Here is a 17,111-nt window from a genome sequence, read left to right on the forward strand (position 1 = left end):
CTTTCTGCAAATACAGCGCCATGCTGTATTTGCAGTATTCATATCATTTTAGCCAAACAAAAAATAATGCAGCTAAATCACCTTCGAAATAAACCGTTATTTCTTGTTTGTCTTAAATTCCAGGAGTCATGATGAGCACAACGTTTGAAGACATAGAAAAAAGCTCCGCCAAAAAGTTGACTGGAATTGGTGTCGTGATTTTCTTGCATATCCTGGTGGGCCTGGTGCTAATGGCAGGTATGGCAAAAGACATCATCAAACCGTCAGAAGAACCGGTTGAATTGATGATTATTCAGGATATTAAACCATCAGAACCAGAGCCACCTAAAGAAACCCCACCTGAGCCACCTAAAATTGTAGAAAAAGTGGCACAGGTTCCTGAGGTTAAACCGGTAGAAAAAGTGGTTCCGGTACAGAAAACACAGCCTACACCAACAGTCACTCAACCGGTTGCAGAACCAACGCCTGTAGCTGCAGCAACACCATCCCCAAGTCCGGTGGCTGCACCAGCTCCAGTTGTTGCAGCCGCTCCAGCACCAGCTCCACCTCAGCCTTCTGGCGTCACTCGTGGTGTTTCTCAAGGTGAAGCGGGTTGTAAACGCCCAGACTATCCACGTGATGCACTAATGAATGAAGAACAAGGTGAAGTGCTGATCTCTGTCTTTGTGAATACCGACGGCAAAGTGAAAGAGGCCAAAGTAAAAAAATCCAGTGGCAGCCGTTCACTCGACCGTGCAGCGTCTAAGGCTTTCAGCTTATGTACCTTCAAACCTGCAATGAAAAATGGTGAACCACAAGAATCTTGGTACGACATTCCCTACGAATTTATCTTGGACTGATCCAGAAAACAGATTAAAAACAAAATGAGGAGATTCATTATGAAAAACGCACGACACATTTTAAAAAATATCACTGCTGCAAGTGTCATTGCGGCAAGTACTCTACTACCTTTGCAAACCGTATTTGCTGAAGAATCCCCTACACCTGCAACGACAGTCACTGAAACAGCAACCCCAACTCCTGCGACTGTCGCTGAGCCTACACCGCCAGCACCTGCTGCAGCTGAAAAACCTGCCAGCAACCCTTATGGTCTGGAAGCCATGTGGAAAGAAGGCGACATGGTGTCTAAAGTGACCCTGTTCATTCTGGTGATCATGTCGATCGGTACCTGGTACATCATGATCACCAAGTGCTTGCAACAAGGCAAGATTCGCAAACAAGCCAAAGAAGCAGAGCATCAGTTCTGGGAATCTTCTTCATTGGACAATGCAGCGCAAAATCTGGATGAAGCCAGCGTATATCGTTTTATCGCTGAAAAAGGCATCAAGTCAACCAAAAACCATGGCGGTACTTTACTTGAGCGTATCGACTTTAATACTTGGGTTACGATTTCTATTTCACGCGCAGTCGACAAGATTCAAAGCCATCTGAGTGGCGGTCTGGCCTTCCTTGCTACAGTCGGTTCTACAGCACCTTTCGTAGGTCTGTTTGGTACCGTTTGGGGTATTTACCATGCACTGACTGCAATTGGTATTTCAGGACAGGCATCAATCGATAAAGTTGCTGGTCCGGTCGGTGAAGCACTGATCATGACTGCAATCGGTCTGGCTGTGGCAGTTCCGGCAGTACTTGGTTACAACTGGTTAACTCGCCGTAATAAAGCTGTAATGGAAGAAGTTCGTACCTTCGGTTCTGATCTGCATGCTGTACTACTGAGCGGCGAAATCAGCTCAAACAATCCTGTTCACCGCGACACAAAATAAAAATGGGGGTCAACCATGGGAATGATGGTCAATTCAAACGACAGCGATGATGAGGTCATTGGTACCATTAATACCACGCCTCTGGTTGATGTGATGCTGGTACTGCTGATTATCTTTCTGATTACAGTACCGGTTGCAATTCATACCGTACCGGTCGATCTGCCTGAAGAACGTAATGTCCCGTATGAAACCAAGCCGGAAAATATCCAGCTGGCAGTCAATAAAAATGGCGATATTTTCTGGAATGAATCCTATATTCCGGACAAGGCAATTTTACTGACCCGTTTACAGGCAGAAGCCCAGAAACGTCCTCAGCCTGAGGTGCATATTCGCGGTGATCAAAGAACAGCTTTTGAAGCGATTGATCAGGTCATCAATACTACCCAGCAAGCAGGTATTGGCAAGATTGCATTTGTCACGACCCCGCCCGCTTCACCTTAAGATTGAGGGAGAATCCAGTTATGGGAATGAATGTTGGCTCAAATCAGGATGATGATGTAATGCTGGACGTCAACATGACACCATTGATTGATGTCATGCTGGTCTTGCTGATTATGTTTATTATCACTATTCCATTGCCGAATAATTCGATTAATATCAACCTGCCAAATGGCACACCACCACCAACTGAGGAAAAACCGCCAGAGATTGTGAATTTGCGTCTCGATGCTCAAGGCCAGATCTTCTGGAATGATCAGCCGGTGGCCAATGCTCAAGCGCTGGAAGCCTTATTCAAGACCGTGGCGCAAAAAGCCAATCAGGATCAGATTAAAATCAAGGCTGATCGTGCAACTGAATACAAGCATATCGCGATGGTGATGGCTGCGGCTCAGCGTCTGGAAGTGAAAAAAATCGGAATTGTCAGTAACAACAATTCTTAAGTCTATAGAATCAAAAAACCCAGCATCTGCTGGGTTTTTTTATTATTCAATATCTTACATTTGTGACTGGATATAGTTTTGCAGACCAATCAGCTCGATCAAACGTAACTGTTTTTCTAACCAGTAAGTATGATCTTCTTCCGTATCCGACATTTGCTGGCGCAGCATGTCACGGGTCACATAATCGCCCTTCTCTTCACAAAGTTTGACCCCTTGAGCCAGCTTTTCACGGACATGATACTCAAGCTTCAGGTCAGCTTTCAGGCAGGTCACCACATCTTCACCAACTTCGATGTCATCACGCTGCATATTTGGCGTACCTTCAAGAAAAAGGACACGACGGATCAGGGCATCTGCATGCTGTGCTTCTTCCTGCATTTCATGGTCGATGCGTTCAAAGATTTTAGTCAGACCCCAATCTTCATACATACGAGAGTGAATCAGGTATTGATCACGAGCAGCCAGTTCGCCACCGATCAGCATATTTAAATAATCTACGACTTCTGGATTACCGCGCATTTGAATTACTCCCTGCTTTTATCATCCTATTATGGAGAAAAGATTTTTGATTTGCAAAAGCAAAATTATGGTAAATATCTGATTTTTATATAATTAAAATGAGAAGCACTTGCATTTACGCTCTCTGTTCGGACAAATCCCATTTATAAAACAAGGTGTTGCATTTTTTGTACTCGCTTTATTCAGATGAACAGGCTGGAATATTCAAACGTTTATTTTTGTAAATATTAATAAGCACTTATCTTGTTACTTATTTTTGTCTTGGACTCACTAGTTTGGTCTGGTTCGTGCATAATTGTGACGATGATGCGAAGTTAAAACAACAATGGTTAAAATATGACATTACAACACAGTACAGCACCCGTTCTGGTGACTGGTGCATCTGGCTATATCGCCAGTTGGGTGATCCAGAAACTTTTAAAACAAGGTTATACCGTACATGCCACTGTACGCGATCTGAATAAAACCCAGAGTTATACGCACCTTGAACAAATTGCAAACAGCAGCCCGGGGACCTTAAAGTTGTTTGAAGCTAACCTGCTCAAGCCCGGTTCTTTTGATGCGGCCATGGAAGGGTGTGAAATTGTCTTTCATATGGCCTCGCCTTTTGTGGTCACCAATTATAAAGATGCGCTCAAAGACATTATTGAACCGGCAATTCTGGGTACGCAAAATGTGCTGAATAGCGTCAATAAAACTGAATCTGTCAAACGTGTGATTGTCACCTCAAGTATTGCCTCAACGTATGGCGATGCGATTGATATTTTGCAAACCGAGCATACCAGTTTTGATGAATCTCACTGGAATACCACCAGTTCAGAAACCCATCAGCCTTATCCATATTCCAAAGTCATGGCAGAACGCAAAGCTTGGGAAATGGCGGAAGCACAGGATCGCTGGGACCTGATCTGTATCAATCCGGCACTGGTCTTTGGGGAATCCTTAACGCCTAATACTCAATCAGGCAGTGTGGAAGTTCTGCAACAGTTTGCCAATGGCATGACCTTGCTGGGTGTTCCACCAATGTGGAATGGTGTGGTGGATGTTCAAGATGTTGCGGAAGCCCATATCCGTGCTGCATTTAATCCGGAAGCGCATGGCCGTTATATTATCTGTAGTGAGACTTTGAGCCTGCTAGAAATGGGTAAAATCCTGCGTGAAGCGTTTGGTCCTAAATTCCCGTTTCCACGCAACCAGTTGCCAAAAACGGCTTTCAAGATTTTTGGTCCTCTGGCCGGCTTTAGCCGTAAATTTGTTGAACTCAATATGGGTTATCCAATTTTCTTTAATGCCCAAAAAAGTAAGGATGAACTCGGTCTGGAATATCGTCCAGTAAAAGAAAGCTTGGTCGAACATTTCCAGCAATTGCTGGATGATGGTGTGGTGAAGAAATATATTCCTTAATTGTACGAGCTCAAACCTGATCTGACAGTGACCGATTTTTTATGGTGTCTGTCAGATTAAATTTGAGCTACTACACCGACTTATGCGCCCACAAGCTCACTATTCCTGCCTAAAAACAAGCTAAGCAGAAGTCCAACGCGCATTTTTCCACGCTTGCTGTTGCTTTGTATCTAGAAAAGTCCAAGCCACAAAACGACTCTCTTTTTGCCCCTGCGTCATTTTAATAGTTTTTACATCCACTGCACCGCACTTACGCAAGGTATTTAACAGCATAGGCAATGTGGTTTTCTTAGAAACCAGTGTACTAAACCAAAGACATTGCTCAGCAAACTGTGTGCTCTCTTGTACCATCTGGCAAACAAAGCGTTCTTCTCCACCGTCACACCACAGCTCGTTCTTTTGTCCGCCAAAGTTTAACACCACCTTAGAGCGATCAACCGGTTTGCCAAGTTTGCGTAATTTTTGCGTTGCTGTGGCATTTGCCTCATCTTGCGAAGCATGAAATGGTGGGTTACACAGGGTCAAATCAAAACGATCTGAAGGTTTAATCACACCTTTGAAGATATTGCTCGGTGTCTTCTGCAATCGAATCTGAATCCCCTTCCTGAGATTCGGATTTGCCTCCACGATAAATTGAGCGCTTTTAACCGATGCCGAATGAATGTCTGAGCCGACAAATTTCCAACCATAACTACGATGCCCAATGATCGGATAAATACAGTTCGCCCCTACCCCAATATCTAATACGTGAACGGCGTGTCCTGTTGGAATCTGACCGTTATTATTGAGACTTAACAGGTCAGCCAAATAGTGAATATAGTCGGCTCTACCCGGAATCGGTGGGCAAAGATAATCTTGAGGAATATCCCAATATTGAATGCCGTAAAAATGCTTGAGCAATGCTTTATTGAGCATTTTCACAGCCAGTGGATCAGAAAAGTTGACTGAAAGATCGTTATATTGATTCGGGCTGACAAAAGGCGCAAGTTCCGGACAAGTCTTGATCAGCTGAGGAAAATCATAACGACTGCGATGCAGATTTCGTGCATGTAATTGCGATTTTTGTTGCGGAAAAGATTTCTTTGCTTGCGCCATGTGTATGCCAATCATCAACGGGAGAATAGAATCAATCAGGCAGGATCTATACCTGCAAATGAATCTATTGTACGTGAATTCAACTTACATTACCGAACCCGTCCTTGTATTTGTCTATCCTCCCCTCTCATTCACCTATAGTTTTGAACTAGCAATAAAAAAGACACCTTAAGATTCATCATCCTGGGTGTCTTTTTTATTTGAGTCATTGTTTAGAGCTAATTATTCTTCGATTTGCCCATGCTCCTTCATCAAAGCAATAAATTGCACTTCATTGATCACGGGCACACCGAGTTTTTCTGCTTTATCGAGCTTAGAACCGGCTTTTTCACCCGCCACCACGCATTTGGTCTTGCTAGAGACACTGCCACTGACCCGTGCACCTAAGGCTTGCAGTAATTGCGTCGCTTCATCACGTCCCATAGAGCTTAAAGTTCCAGTCACTACCCAGCTTTCGCCATTCAGTGGTTGGCGCGTTGGTGCAATTGGCGCATCCCAATGAATACCGGCAGCCAACAAGCGATCCAATACTTCCAGATTATGCGGTGCCTGGAAGAAATCAACAATCCACTCTGCTGTAATATCACCAACATCCGGTGTTTTCTTTAAAGCGTCTACATCAGCACTACGCAAAGCGTCGAGAGTCTGGAAAGTATTGGCCAGCATACGTGCTGTCGTTTCACCTACGCCACGAATCCCGAGTGCATAAATAAACGCTGCCAATGTAGTTTTCTTGCTGTTCTCAATCGAATCAATGAGATTCTGAACGGACTTTTCACCCATTTTTTCGATTTGCAGTAATTGCTCACGATGCTCATGCAAGTGATAAATATCCGAGACATCTTTTAAAAGATTGAGATGTAACAGTGACTCTACCCAGCGATCGCCCAGACCTTCGATATCCATGGCCTTACGCGAAACAAAGTGACGAATAGTTTCGATGCGCTGCGCCGCACAATACAGTTCACCTGAACAACGTGCCAGTGCTTCACCTTCCGGCATCACCACGGGTGAATCACACACTGGACAGTTCTCAGGTAAATGCACTTCGACTGCGTCAACAGGACGAAATTCTGGCCAGACTTTTTCAACCTTAGGAATCACGTCACCACTACGATAGACACTGACGGTATCCCCAATTCTTACATCCAGACGGTGAATTTCACCAATATTATGCAGCGTTACATTGGAAACGGTTACACCACCCACTGCAACCGGATTCAACCGTGCTACAGGCGTTAGAGTCCCGGTACGGCCCACTTGCCAGTCAATATTTTCAACAGTGGTCAATGCAGCCACTGCCGGGAATTTATAAGCAGTTGCCCAACGTGGTTCACGGCTCAAGAAACCCAGTTTTTGTTGCTGTTTAAGGTCATTGACCTTAATGACCATACCATCGATTTCGACACTAAGCTTTGAACGTTCTTCAATGATCTGCTCGTAAACTTTTTGCACTTCCTGGATGCTACTGCAGATAAAATGCCGCTCACCCACAGCAAAGCCAAACTGCTGTAGCCATTCCAGACTGGCTGACATCGTGGTTTGACCATGATGCGGTACACACTGGGCAATTCCATAAGCATAGAAAGCCAAAGGTCGAGAAGCTGCAATATTCGGATCAAGCTGGCGTAAACTGCCAGCCGCGGCGTTACGTGGATTGGCAAAGGTTTTTTCACCTTTCGCAGCATTGGCTGCATTCAGGCGTTCAAAGCCAGATTTCGGCATCAGCACTTCGCCTCGCACTTCCAGTAATTCTGGAATCACGCCATTCACTGGAGACAGAAATTTCGGCAGGTTACGGATGGTTTTGACATTCTGGGTAATATCTTCGCCAGTTTCCCCATCACCACGGGTAACACCACGAACCAGTACGCCATGTTCATACCAGAGGGAAATTGCCAGACCGTCAAATTTCAGCTCAACATCGTATTCAATCTTTTGATTGGGTAAACGCTCTTCAATACGGCGTGCGAAAGCAAACAGATCATCCTGATTAAACACGTTGCCTAAAGACAGCATTGGCACCGCATGCGTTACGGTCAGAAATTTGGAAAGTGCCTGACCGCCTACTTTAACTGTCGGTGTGTCTGGCTGTTGTAAATGTGGATATTGTTCTTCTAAAGCTTTGAGCTGATGAAAGAGCTGATCATATTCACTGTCTTCAATCGTAGGTTGATCCATCACATAATAAGCATGATTATGCTTGGCAAGCAGTTGAATCAATTGACGCATTTGCGCAATGACAGTGGCATCTTGGGTCATAATTTCACCATAAAAAAGGGCGGAAAATCCGCCCTATACAATATTCAGCTTTTCGCTATTATAAAAATCGGATTCTGCAGATTCAATATTGGAATATTAAACTTCTGCAGTCTGTCCAGCACGATAATCAATCGCCTGATGACGCCAGAATTCACGTAATTGCGGGGTCATTTCCTGCTGGTTCTGATCATAAACCAGACCATCCACTTCACGCGCAATCAGACGTGAAATGCTGTCCATGGTATCGAAAGCATTCTGTACATCGCTATGCGGTAAAGCCAGGAAGAATGCCAGACCTTTCACTTCTTCAGTCGACAGGGTTTCTAGGTCAAAACCTTCCATACCGGTATCTGCCATACGTAATACCGAAAATAGTAGTTTCGAGCCATCTTCACTATAACGATGGAAACATGCCAACTCACCATAACGCAGGCCATATTTCAGTAAAACTTTTAAGGTTTTTTCACCTGACAGTGCACGGCCTTGGGGATAAACATGCAATGAAATAATCGTTTCAGCATTAGCCAGCGAACATTCTTCATCCACAATTTTTTGCTCATGTAGATGTGCATCCAGAATACTGCTTTCATCATTGAAGTCAGAAATTTCAGCTTTCTCAATATTGCTATTCAGGCTAAATTCGGCGGCTTTAGGCTCTTTTGCTGTTTCTGCTACTTCTACTGTTTCAGGCTTGCTTTCTTGTTCAGCTGACGTAGTGTTTTCTTCTGTTTTGGCTGCTTCCTCTGCAACCACCTGTGTATCGAGCGGACTTGCTGCTTTGGTTTCGGGCTGGACGGTTTCAGTCAAAGTTGGCTCTACTTTGGCTGCTTCTTTTTGTTCTGCCACAGGTGCAATGTTGTCTACTGCTTCTTCATTCAGGCTCGGTTCAACACGTGTAGCTGCCGGACTTTCTGTTTTAGACAGTTGAGATCGTACATGCCTTGGAATAACCGGAGTCTGACTGTCAGGATCAATATGCAGATCCGCATCCAGTGACGGTACAGCCTCCGCAGGTTTTTTCAAGATCAGTCTTATGCCGAATAGCATAATCACAATTGCAATAACAATCCCGATAATTGTGGTGATTTCCATGTTATACCTCCGCAGCTAAGCCGTATTCTTTTGCCTGTTCCAAATTTACTGTCACTAATTTTGAGGTTCCCGGTTCAGGCATGGTTACACCTAAAAGATCAGTCGCCATCATCATTGCAAGTTTGTTATGGGTAATATAAATAAATTGCACTTGTTCAGAAAGCTCTTTGACTAAATTACAAAAACGTCCCACATTGGCATCGTCCAGCGGTGCATCCACTTCGTCCAATACACAGAATGGTGCCGGATTTAGGCGGAAAATTGCAAAGACCAGTGCTAATGCGGTTAAAGCCTTTTCACCACCAGAAAGCAATGCCAGTGAGCTGTTGCGCTTGCCCGGTGGGCGAGCCATCAGTTTTACACCCGATTGCCATCCATCTTCAAGACTTAAACTCGCTTCACCGCCCTCAAATACTTTCGGAAACAGGTTTTGTAGCTCGGCATTGACCTGATCGAAGGTATTCATAAACAGCTTGCGGGTTTCCTGATCAATACTTTTCATTGCTGCCTGCAGCTGTTCAACGGTATTTTCCAGGTCCTGAATCTGATGGTTGAGTTCATCATAGCGTTTCGAAACTTCTTCATACTCTTCAGAAGCTGCCAGATTCACTGCACCCAGTTTATCGAATTGAGCCTGTGCTTTTTCCAGTTTGGCCTGATGTACTTTTACATCAATATTCAGCCCTGAAATTACTTCACTATTCAATTCTTTCAGTTGTTCTGAATAATGCTGTAAATCAGATTTGGCAGCTTGCCAAGCCAGACGTTTGGCTTCGAGTTCAGTACGCAATTGTTCATCTTGCTGCTGGAAAGTGTGGCGCTGCTCAGTCAGGTGCTGCTGCTTGCTTTGGATCTGATTCAACTCGATCTGCCAGTCTGCCCAGGTCTTTTGCAGTTTTTCTGTAATCAGCGCCTGTTCATTAAACTGGCTCTGTAAAGCAGGCAATTCCAGCTGTACCGGATCAACAAACTTTTTAGCCTGTTCTATTTGCGCAATAATCTGCTGATATTGTTCTTTTAAAAACAGCTGGTCTTTTTCTAGCAGTTCAGCCTGCTGCTGGCTTTGTACTGTTTGACGGCGCAGTACTTCTAATTCCTGCTGCGCCTGCTGAGTGACTAGCTGTGAGTCTTCAAGTTGAGCATTGAGTTCTTCCAACTGAAATTGCAAGGTCTTGTAATTGGGCAGTGCCTGTTCCAGTTTCAGATTCAGTGCATGCAGATCAATTTCCAGATCATCTTTCTGCATCGCATCTTCTTCCAGTTGCTCGTCCAGTTGCTGTAACTGGTTCTGCAATTGCTGTTTCTGTACTGCAAAGGCCTGTGTCGCACTCTGGACTTTAGCAATATTCAGATCAAGCTGTTGTAACTGCTTTTGTGCCTGCTTCTGCTGCTCATTGATGCTCTGAATCTGGCTCTGTAAAGCTTTCACTTGAGCATTTAACTCAGGAAGCTGTTGCTCTAGATCTGCGAATTTTGGTTCAAGCTGAATCAGTTGCTGCTCGATTTCATCCAGACGAATACGATGACTCAATGCCCCTTGTCCCGCCTGACTGGCTTCATCATAGTCCAATGCAATCATCCAGTCGGGGCCGACATGATAGCCATCCAGACTTAAGATCGACTGGCCTGTTCTCAGCTGAGTTTGTAAACCAAGTGCCTGTTTAAAGTTCTCAGCTACGGCCACCTGTTGCCAGAGCGAATATTGAGGCGCTTCAATCCAGTCTGCTAAACAAGGGAGCCCATCAAGCTGAATATTATCCTGTGTCGTCTGAGCTTTGAGCTGGCGTGCACTATTTTCCAAAAAATGCTCAGTTTCTTCTAGTACTTGTGCAGAAAGCCATTTCGCCAGGAACTTTTCAATCAGGCTGGCATGAGCTTTGGCCTGTGGATTCAGCTTCAGCACCTGCATTAACTGCACCGCATCCGCTTTGGCGTTTGGATTGGCTTTGGTCAGTAACTGGCTCAGGTTTTTGCGTTCTGATTGCAGCACCTGAATTTCTGATTTCAGCTGCATGAGCAATTGCTGCTGGCTTGCCTGTTCTGCCTGTAGCTGCTCAAGCTCAGTTTTCAGTGTTTTGAGCTGAGTCTCAAAGCCAGTGATTTGCTGTTCAGTTTCAGCTCTATCAGTCTGATACTGTTCCAGCTCATCTTGCTGCGCCTGCTGCTGAATTTGTGCTGCCTGCTGTTGCAAGGTTTCTTTTTGCTGTTCAATCCGGACAATATTTTTAGCCAGCTGTTCACTTTGCGCCAGCATTTGCTGTTTACGTTGTTGCTGTTGCTCAACCTGGGTTTTAATTTGAGCAAACTGGGCAGCAATTGTGCCTTGCTGGGATTTCAGATCAGTCAGACCCTGGTTTTGTTCCTGACTTTGACCTTCCTGCTGCTGCAATTGTGCAGTCTGATCTTCGAGTTGTTGATGCAGGGTGTCCAGTTGCAATTCAATCAGCTGTAAACGTTCTTTGGTTTGTGCTTTTTGTTCTTCCAGCTTCACCAGACTGCTTGAGTTCTGCTGCAATAAGGACTGCTTTTGCTGCAGGGTCATTTCCAGTTCGCTGAGCTTTTTCTCAGCCTGTTGCCATTCAGTTTGTAGCGGTGTGGACTGTTGAATCAAGCGCTGGAACAGTTCACTGGTCGCTCCCAGATCATGCTCAACAGTAGTCAATTCAGAACGTACCAGCTTAAAATTCTCGCCCAGCGTATTCATCTGCACAGTATATTCTTCTTGCAGACGCTGGCTCTGCTCACACTGGAACGACAGGATTTCAATCTTGATGGTACGGATCTGGCCTTCCAGTTCCTTATATTGAATGGCAGTTTCTGACTGGCGTTTCAAGGTTTTAAGCTGAGACTTGAGTTCAGAGGCAATATCTTCCAGACGCGACAGGTTCTGCGTCGTGTGATCCAGATGCAGCATGGTCTCGCGGCGACGTGCCTGATAACGGGAAACCCCGGCAGCTTCTTCAATAAAAACCCGCATTTCTTCCGGCTTGGCATCTACCAGACGGTTAATCATGCCCTGTTCAATAATTGCATAAGAACGCGGCCCCAGACCGGTTCCCAAGAAAATATCGGTAATATCACGACGTCGGCATTTAGTGCCATTCAGGAAATATTCAGACTTGCCATCACGGTTGACCTGACGACGCACTGCCAGCTCATTATAGGCATTATACGCACCGCCCAGCTTGCCATAAGTATTATCAAAACGCAGTTCTACACTGGCGATGCCCACCGGTTTGCGCTTGGCTGTTCCGGTAAAAATCACATCCTGCATGCTGCCACCACGTAGTTGGCGCGCACTGGACTCACCCATCACCCAGCGTATGGCATCAATCACATTTGATTTACCACAACCATTGGGTCCCACCACTGCAGTCCGGTTATCCTTGAAGTGTAAGGTGGTACTGTCAGCAAAAGATTTGAAGCCTGAAAGTTTTAAACTGCTTAAACGCATAGTGTCCTGATTTAACGTCGTGAGCGTCTGGCCCACGCGAGTTCAATTTGTTTCATCCGTGTCAGAGATTCCAACACAAGGTTGCGCAAGTGTCGACAAAAATCTTCCATAAATAACGTCGCCTGATGGGATTTACGAATTAAAATCGCCTCCGTCACCAGTTTAAATAATTCAAAAGATTCCTGTAGCTCACGTCTTGAAATATTCAGGGTCAGAAAATAGCTACGGCGTAAAGATGGCAGCAGTTCCTGATAGTAGCGCATCAGGTAAAGATTACCGACCATCTCCTGTTGCTGGGCCATTCCCTGAAAGATCAAATCATAAAACTTTTCGATATGGCCTTGGCGGGTTTCGGCTTCTAATTGTTCTAATAATAGCTGAATGCGCTCTGCCTCATGACTGCGCCAGGTCTCTGCCATGCGATGTACCATCTGCCCCAGCAATAAAGAGGTCAGGTCAAACAGGGCACGAACCTGCATGGCCGACATTTCCGAAACAATGGCGCCACGACGCGGGAAGATTTCAATCAGCTGGGTACGTTCAAGCAAGAGCAAGGCTTCACGGACTGATCCCCGACTGACGTCAAGTTCCGATGCAATTCTGAGTTCCTGGATGCGTTCGCCTTCAACCAGTTCACCCCGGATAATCTGTTCACTGATATGCTTGGCAATCTGTTCAGACAAACTGTGTGCTTCTTGTTGTTGCATACTGTTCCTGTCTTATTTTTATTGATGCAAATACAGTCATTCTGGATGACTTTTCAGTTATTAAACGGCTTTTTTGCAGAAAATACTTTGACATTGTCAGACAATCTTGTGTCTATACAGCCAACCCAGTCAAAGAAAAAGGAGAATAGTGACCTATTCTCCTCAAAAAATTTAGCTGATAAAAAATGAGTAGTTCAGGCAGTAAAGCCTTGATAGATAAAATACAGACCAACTGTAGTCAATAAGGCCGCAAAACATTTTTTTAATAGAACTGGTGATAATAAATGCGCCACTTTTGCACCAAATTTTGCAGTGATAACACTCATCACACTAATACCAATAAACGCATAAATATGAATATAACCAATCGTATTTGGTACTTCGACTTCAGCTTTCTGACCAAACCAGATGAAACCTAAGGCACCAGCCACTGCGATCGGCAAACCGCAGGCAGCAGAAGTGGCTACTGCTTTCTGGATGACGACACCACAACGATTCAGGAAAGGCACAGTCAAACTGCCGCCACCAATCCCGAATATGGCCGATGCCACGCCAATGCCGCCACCCGCTGCCAGCTGTAATGCGGCTGAAGGCAATTTCTGGTTCGGATCAACCTGATAATGCGCACCTCTAAACATTCTGAAGGCAATCCAGACTGCAAAGAAGCCAATCAGCAATTGCAGACCCTGACCCGATAAATAATCTGCAATTCCAGCTCCTAAGAATGAGCCAATGACCAGGCCGGGTGCCAGATTACGTACCACATCCCATAACACTGCCCCTCTCTGATGATGTGCCATCACCGAACTGATTGAGGTCACAATAATTGTGGCCAGAGAAGTTCCGACTGCCATATGCATAATCACGCTTGGATCGTACTGGAGCTGGGTAAAAACAATGTACAGAATTGGCACGATAATCAGACCACCACCCACGCCAAACAGGCCTGCGGCAAATCCTGCAATTGCACCAATCAATAAATATATGATTAACTCCATAACGACATTTACCACGTTTAGATTCAAATGGATGTAGAAACTCGCGAACTGCAGCAACGTTTAAGTCAAGCAGGCCAACTCCCTGAAGTGTTGCTGATCAAGCCGATCACCACATCGACCAATGACGATGTCCGGGAACTGGCAACCAAAGGGGTACAACAGGTACTAGTGTGTAGCCGCGTGCAAACCCAGGGACGTGGACAGCGTCAACGTCAGTGGATTTCTCCTGAGGGGAACATCTATTTAAGCACATTGCTGCATACACAAAAAGTAATCGATGGTCGCCTGGCACTGGAAATTGCATTAAATATCCTGCAAATGCCAAGCCTAAAAGGACTGGACTTGCAGGTGAAATGGCCCAATGACCTGTACAGCCTGCAGGGGAAATGGGGTGGCATTCTGATTGAACCGATTTCGACTCAACAGGTGGTGGTTGGTGTCGGGATCAATATCAGCCCACTCATGGAAAGCATTCCAGACCAGCAGGTCACCTCTCTGACTGAATTGGGACTACCACATACTTCACGTGTAGATCTGATTGCCGAGTTGTATCTGGCTATTCAGCAAGCGGGGGAATGGTTTAATTATGGCAGTCAGAATCTGCCGGCACGGTTTAACCAATATGCTGCATTTTTCCAGCAAACAGTTGAATTTACCGATATTCAAGGCCAATATTCCGGAACTTTCCTCGGCATTCAAGACGATGGTGCGGTCATTATCGAAACGAATGCAGGTACGCAGACATTTTATCAGGGGCAACTCCGTCTTAAAAACGGTGGCTGAACAGGCATCATTCAATGAAAAAACTATGGTTGGATATCGGCAATACACGGCTCAAGTACTGGATTACGGAGCAGAACCAGATCATTGAACATGCCGCGGAAATGCATTTGCAATCCCCTGCCGACTTACTTCTTGGCTTGATTCAGCACTTTAAGAGTTTAGGCTTGCATCAGGTCGGGATTTCTTCCGTGCTGGACAAAGCAAATAATACCCGAATTCAATCGATTCTGACCTGCCTGAACATTCCTGTAGTTTTTGCCAAGGTACAGGCACGCTATGCCGGTTTGATCTGTGGCTATGATGATCCTTCCCAGCTTGGGATTGACCGCTGGTTGCAGGTGCTGGCCGTTGCCAAGTCGACCGAGCAAAATTACTGTGTCATCAGCTGCGGGACTGCCCTGACCATTGATCTAGCCCAAGGTCAGAAACATCTCGGCGGTTATATCCTGCCGAATCTGTATTTACAACGCGATTCCCTGATCCAGAATACCAAAGGCATTAAAATCCCGGATGCAGCTTTCGAGGAACTCAGTCCTGGGCGCAATACCATTGATGCCGTACATCATGGCATTTTATTCGGTCTGCTCAGTACCATTGAAAAAGTACTGCAAGATTTTCCGGCACAGCTGATCCTGACCGGTGGAGATGCTGCACTCTTTGCCCAGCATCTCGAACGGTTTCAGCCTATTATTGAACCCGATTTATTGCTTAAAGGCCTGCAGCATTTTGCAGATCATTTGCCAGACACAGTTTAAGCAGCTCGAGCAACTTTGAAAAATCTGCATAGCCATCCAGCTTGTTAAAATGCCCTGCATTTTTGATTTCAAAAATCTGTGCATTCAGGCTATGGCCCAAACGCAACGAAATCGGTGCAGGCACATAAGGATTATTGCTGGAAAGCAGCATTACAAAACGTTTGGCGCCATGTGATAAATTGTTCAGATCTAACTTTACTGCCTGCACCATTTTGTTTAGTTCCGACCAGGCCACCAGTGGTGTATCAAAAGCTGCGACTAACATGAGCCCGCCAATTTTCAATTGTGTACGGTTATAGTGTTCTTCGAGAAACTTTAGAGCACTTAAGCCACCCAAGCCATGCGCAACAATGAAACTATGCTCATCCAGGTACGGAATCTGTAGTTTCAGGTTGTGCTGCCATTCTTCCAGATCGGGTTGAAAAGGATTGGCCAGCATGATCCGTTTGGCCTCGAACCCCGCGTCTTTGATCTGCCGGCTTAACCATGGATACCAATGGTCATTTGAGGTTGCCTGATAGTCAGGCACGATATAGACTTTCTTCGTTATATTTTTCATAGCATTGTACTTATTATATTGAGAGCAAAATGCTCCGACAAAAGTTAAGTTTTTAATTATTAGCGGATGAAATTCAATATTCCTTATTTAATTTCATCCTGTCATCATTGAACCGATCTGTTCATCATCCTCCCTATTCAGTGGAAGATTGAATCAGATAAGGCTGAATCACTCGCCAGACTTCCGGCAGTTCAGTACAGCCTTGCGAATTAATAAAATGTCCTTGATGCTCGGCACAGACTACAATTGCATCCAGACTTTCCGCTTGCTCCAGACTAAAGTCAGGCTGAACCCGATCATCACCTTCCGAATAAATCACTACACGTTCATCAATCTGACGTTTCAGTAAATCAAAATCTACTTCAGCAGCGTCAATGAACGGATTAACTTCTTCCAGACGTCCCAGTCGGCCATTGAAACCGGCCACTAATACCAGTTGTTTGATTCTCTGATTTTTTAATTCGCGACTTAAATAATGTAATGCAGCCAGACATCCCAGACTATGCGCAATAAAAATACTGTTTTCGTCAATCCCGTCAATCTGTTCACGCATTTGCTGTTCCCAGACCTCCAGTTTTGGCGTAGTTGACGGGTCAAGTCTGAGTACTTTCAAGCTGACATGTTCCTGCTGGGCTTTTTCCTGAATCCATGGAAACCAGTTTTCTTCAGGACTTGCGGTATAGCCATGCACCACAATCACTTGAGTCATTAGATACATCCTTCTATATTATTTTATTTCGAATGTTTTCGAGTCTGCCTGATTTTTCTGGAAATTTGGGTAAGCAAATGTTGTTTTGTTTAAACTGGATATAAAAGAAAATACAGACAATAAAAAAGGC

The 17,111-nt window shown here is 45.0% G+C and carries 16 protein-coding genes; 7 read left to right on the forward strand and 9 right to left on the reverse strand.

Going from position 1 to position 17,111, the window contains the following annotated elements; translation table 11 throughout:
* The first annotated feature begins 131 nt into the window (after positions 1-131).
* The 4 genes from G5T77_RS00125 to G5T77_RS00140 are packed head-to-tail and all read left to right on the forward strand — an operon-like array spanning position 132 to position 2,644.
* Positions 132-839: an energy transducer TonB gene (locus G5T77_RS00125; RefSeq protein ID WP_166136692.1), complete on the forward strand. Its 708-nt coding sequence runs from the start codon at positions 132-134 to the stop codon at positions 837-839.
* A 39-nt stretch (positions 840-878) separates the two neighbouring features.
* Positions 879-1,763, forward strand: coding sequence for a MotA/TolQ/ExbB proton channel family protein (locus G5T77_RS00130; RefSeq protein WP_166136694.1), 885 nt, complete (start codon positions 879-881; stop codon positions 1,761-1,763).
* 15 nt (positions 1,764-1,778) lie between these two features.
* Positions 1,779-2,204: a biopolymer transporter ExbD gene (locus G5T77_RS00135; protein WP_166136697.1), complete on the forward strand. Its 426-nt coding sequence runs from the start codon at positions 1,779-1,781 to the stop codon at positions 2,202-2,204.
* A gap of 20 nt (positions 2,205-2,224) precedes the next feature.
* On the forward strand, positions 2,225-2,644 hold the full coding sequence (locus tag G5T77_RS00140; protein WP_166136700.1) for a biopolymer transporter ExbD: 420 nt from the start codon (positions 2,225-2,227) through the stop codon (positions 2,642-2,644).
* Positions 2,645-2,698: 54 nt separating this feature from the next.
* On the opposite strand, the gene bfr is transcribed toward G5T77_RS00140, so the two are convergent.
* A complete protein-coding gene (gene bfr, locus G5T77_RS00145) occupies positions 2,699-3,163 on the reverse strand; it encodes a bacterioferritin (RefSeq protein WP_004783337.1) in 465 nt (154 codons plus the stop codon).
* Between the two features lie 336 nt (positions 3,164-3,499).
* Between bfr and G5T77_RS00150 the strand changes: the two genes are divergently transcribed.
* Positions 3,500-4,567 carry an aldehyde reductase gene (locus G5T77_RS00150; protein ID WP_034590045.1) on the forward strand — a complete coding sequence of 356 codons (1,068 nt, stop codon included), beginning with the start codon at positions 3,500-3,502 and terminating at the stop codon, positions 4,565-4,567.
* A 120-nt stretch (positions 4,568-4,687) separates the two neighbouring features.
* Here G5T77_RS00150 and rlmF read toward each other — a convergent pair whose 3' ends face one another.
* From rlmF to G5T77_RS00180, 6 genes are all read right to left on the reverse strand, one after another.
* Positions 4,688-5,662 carry a 23S rRNA (adenine(1618)-N(6))-methyltransferase RlmF gene (gene rlmF / locus G5T77_RS00155; RefSeq protein WP_159123532.1) on the reverse strand — a complete coding sequence of 325 codons (975 nt, stop codon included), beginning with the start codon at positions 5,660-5,662 and terminating at the stop codon, positions 4,688-4,690.
* A 222-nt stretch (positions 5,663-5,884) separates the two neighbouring features.
* Positions 5,885-7,924, reverse strand: a complete 2,040-nt coding sequence (gene ligA, locus G5T77_RS00160) for an NAD-dependent DNA ligase LigA (protein WP_166136703.1) — start codon at positions 7,922-7,924, stop codon at positions 5,885-5,887.
* A gap of 96 nt (positions 7,925-8,020) precedes the next feature.
* Positions 8,021-9,016 carry a cell division protein ZipA C-terminal FtsZ-binding domain-containing protein gene (locus G5T77_RS00165; protein WP_166136706.1) on the reverse strand — a complete coding sequence of 332 codons (996 nt, stop codon included), beginning with the start codon at positions 9,014-9,016 and terminating at the stop codon, positions 8,021-8,023.
* A 1-nt stretch (position 9,017) separates the two neighbouring features.
* Entirely contained in the window at positions 9,018-12,470 is a 3,453-nt protein-coding gene (smc, locus tag G5T77_RS00170) for a chromosome segregation protein SMC (RefSeq protein WP_166136766.1), read from the reverse strand.
* 11 nt (positions 12,471-12,481) lie between these two features.
* A complete protein-coding gene (locus G5T77_RS00175; protein WP_034170647.1) occupies positions 12,482-13,177 on the reverse strand; it encodes a GntR family transcriptional regulator in 696 nt (231 codons plus the stop codon).
* Between the two features lie 194 nt (positions 13,178-13,371).
* Entirely contained in the window at positions 13,372-14,175 is an 804-nt protein-coding gene (locus G5T77_RS00180; protein ID WP_166136709.1) for a sulfite exporter TauE/SafE family protein, read from the reverse strand.
* Between the two features lie 27 nt (positions 14,176-14,202).
* On the opposite strand from G5T77_RS00180, the gene G5T77_RS00185 reads away from it, so the two are divergent.
* Positions 14,203-14,958, forward strand: coding sequence for a biotin--[acetyl-CoA-carboxylase] ligase (locus tag G5T77_RS00185; RefSeq protein WP_004783349.1), 756 nt, complete (start codon positions 14,203-14,205; stop codon positions 14,956-14,958).
* Positions 14,959-14,972: 14 nt separating this feature from the next.
* Positions 14,973-15,713: a type III pantothenate kinase gene (locus tag G5T77_RS00190; RefSeq protein ID WP_166136712.1), complete on the forward strand. Its 741-nt coding sequence runs from the start codon at positions 14,973-14,975 to the stop codon at positions 15,711-15,713.
* On the opposite strand, the gene G5T77_RS00195 is transcribed toward G5T77_RS00190, so the two are convergent.
* On the reverse strand, positions 15,667-16,272 hold the full coding sequence (locus G5T77_RS00195; protein WP_166136715.1) for an alpha/beta hydrolase: 606 nt from the start codon (positions 16,270-16,272) through the stop codon (positions 15,667-15,669). The two genes, G5T77_RS00190 and G5T77_RS00195, sit on opposite strands and share 47 nt — an antisense overlap.
* Before the next feature lie 133 nt (positions 16,273-16,405).
* Complete coding sequence (locus tag G5T77_RS00200; RefSeq protein WP_159123528.1) at positions 16,406-16,981, reverse strand: alpha/beta hydrolase; 576 nt, start codon at positions 16,979-16,981, stop codon at positions 16,406-16,408.
* Between the last annotated feature and the right edge of the window lie 130 nt (positions 16,982-17,111).

Source organism: Acinetobacter sp. GFQ9D191M (assembly GCF_011174875.1).
Classification (GTDB): Bacteria; Pseudomonadota; Gammaproteobacteria; order Pseudomonadales; family Moraxellaceae; genus Acinetobacter.

What these genes read in the sequence shown, in the direction of transcription:
- G5T77_RS00125 (WP_166136692.1), top strand. Translation starts at nt 132, where the DNA reads ATGAGCACAACGTTTGAAGACATAGAAAAAAGCTCCGCCAAAAAGTTG.
- G5T77_RS00130 (WP_166136694.1), top strand. Translation starts at nt 879, where the DNA reads ATGAAAAACGCACGACACATTTTAAAAAATATCACTGCTGCAAGTGTC.
- G5T77_RS00135 (WP_166136697.1), top strand. Translation starts at nt 1,779, where the DNA reads ATGGGAATGATGGTCAATTCAAACGACAGCGATGATGAGGTCATTGGT.
- G5T77_RS00140 (WP_166136700.1), top strand. Translation starts at nt 2,225, where the DNA reads ATGGGAATGAATGTTGGCTCAAATCAGGATGATGATGTAATGCTGGAC.
- bfr (WP_004783337.1), bottom strand. Translation starts at nt 3,163, where the DNA reads ATGCGCGGTAATCCAGAAGTCGTAGATTATTTAAATATGCTGATCGGT.
- G5T77_RS00150 (WP_034590045.1), top strand. Translation starts at nt 3,500, where the DNA reads ATGACATTACAACACAGTACAGCACCCGTTCTGGTGACTGGTGCATCT.
- rlmF (WP_159123532.1), bottom strand. Translation starts at nt 5,662, where the DNA reads ATGGCGCAAGCAAAGAAATCTTTTCCGCAACAAAAATCGCAATTACAT.
- ligA (WP_166136703.1), bottom strand. Translation starts at nt 7,924, where the DNA reads ATGACCCAAGATGCCACTGTCATTGCGCAAATGCGTCAATTGATTCAA.
- G5T77_RS00165 (WP_166136706.1), bottom strand. Translation starts at nt 9,016, where the DNA reads ATGGAAATCACCACAATTATCGGGATTGTTATTGCAATTGTGATTATG.
- smc (WP_166136766.1), bottom strand. Translation starts at nt 12,470, where the DNA reads ATGCGTTTAAGCAGTTTAAAACTTTCAGGCTTCAAATCTTTTGCTGAC.
- G5T77_RS00175 (WP_034170647.1), bottom strand. Translation starts at nt 13,177, where the DNA reads ATGCAACAACAAGAAGCACACAGTTTGTCTGAACAGATTGCCAAGCAT.
- G5T77_RS00180 (WP_166136709.1), bottom strand. Translation starts at nt 14,175, where the DNA reads ATGGAGTTAATCATATATTTATTGATTGGTGCAATTGCAGGATTTGCC.
- G5T77_RS00185 (WP_004783349.1), top strand. Translation starts at nt 14,203, where the DNA reads ATGGATGTAGAAACTCGCGAACTGCAGCAACGTTTAAGTCAAGCAGGC.
- G5T77_RS00190 (WP_166136712.1), top strand. Translation starts at nt 14,973, where the DNA reads ATGAAAAAACTATGGTTGGATATCGGCAATACACGGCTCAAGTACTGG.
- G5T77_RS00195 (WP_166136715.1), bottom strand. Translation starts at nt 16,272, where the DNA reads ATGAAAAATATAACGAAGAAAGTCTATATCGTGCCTGACTATCAGGCA.
- G5T77_RS00200 (WP_159123528.1), bottom strand. Translation starts at nt 16,981, where the DNA reads ATGACTCAAGTGATTGTGGTGCATGGCTATACCGCAAGTCCTGAAGAA.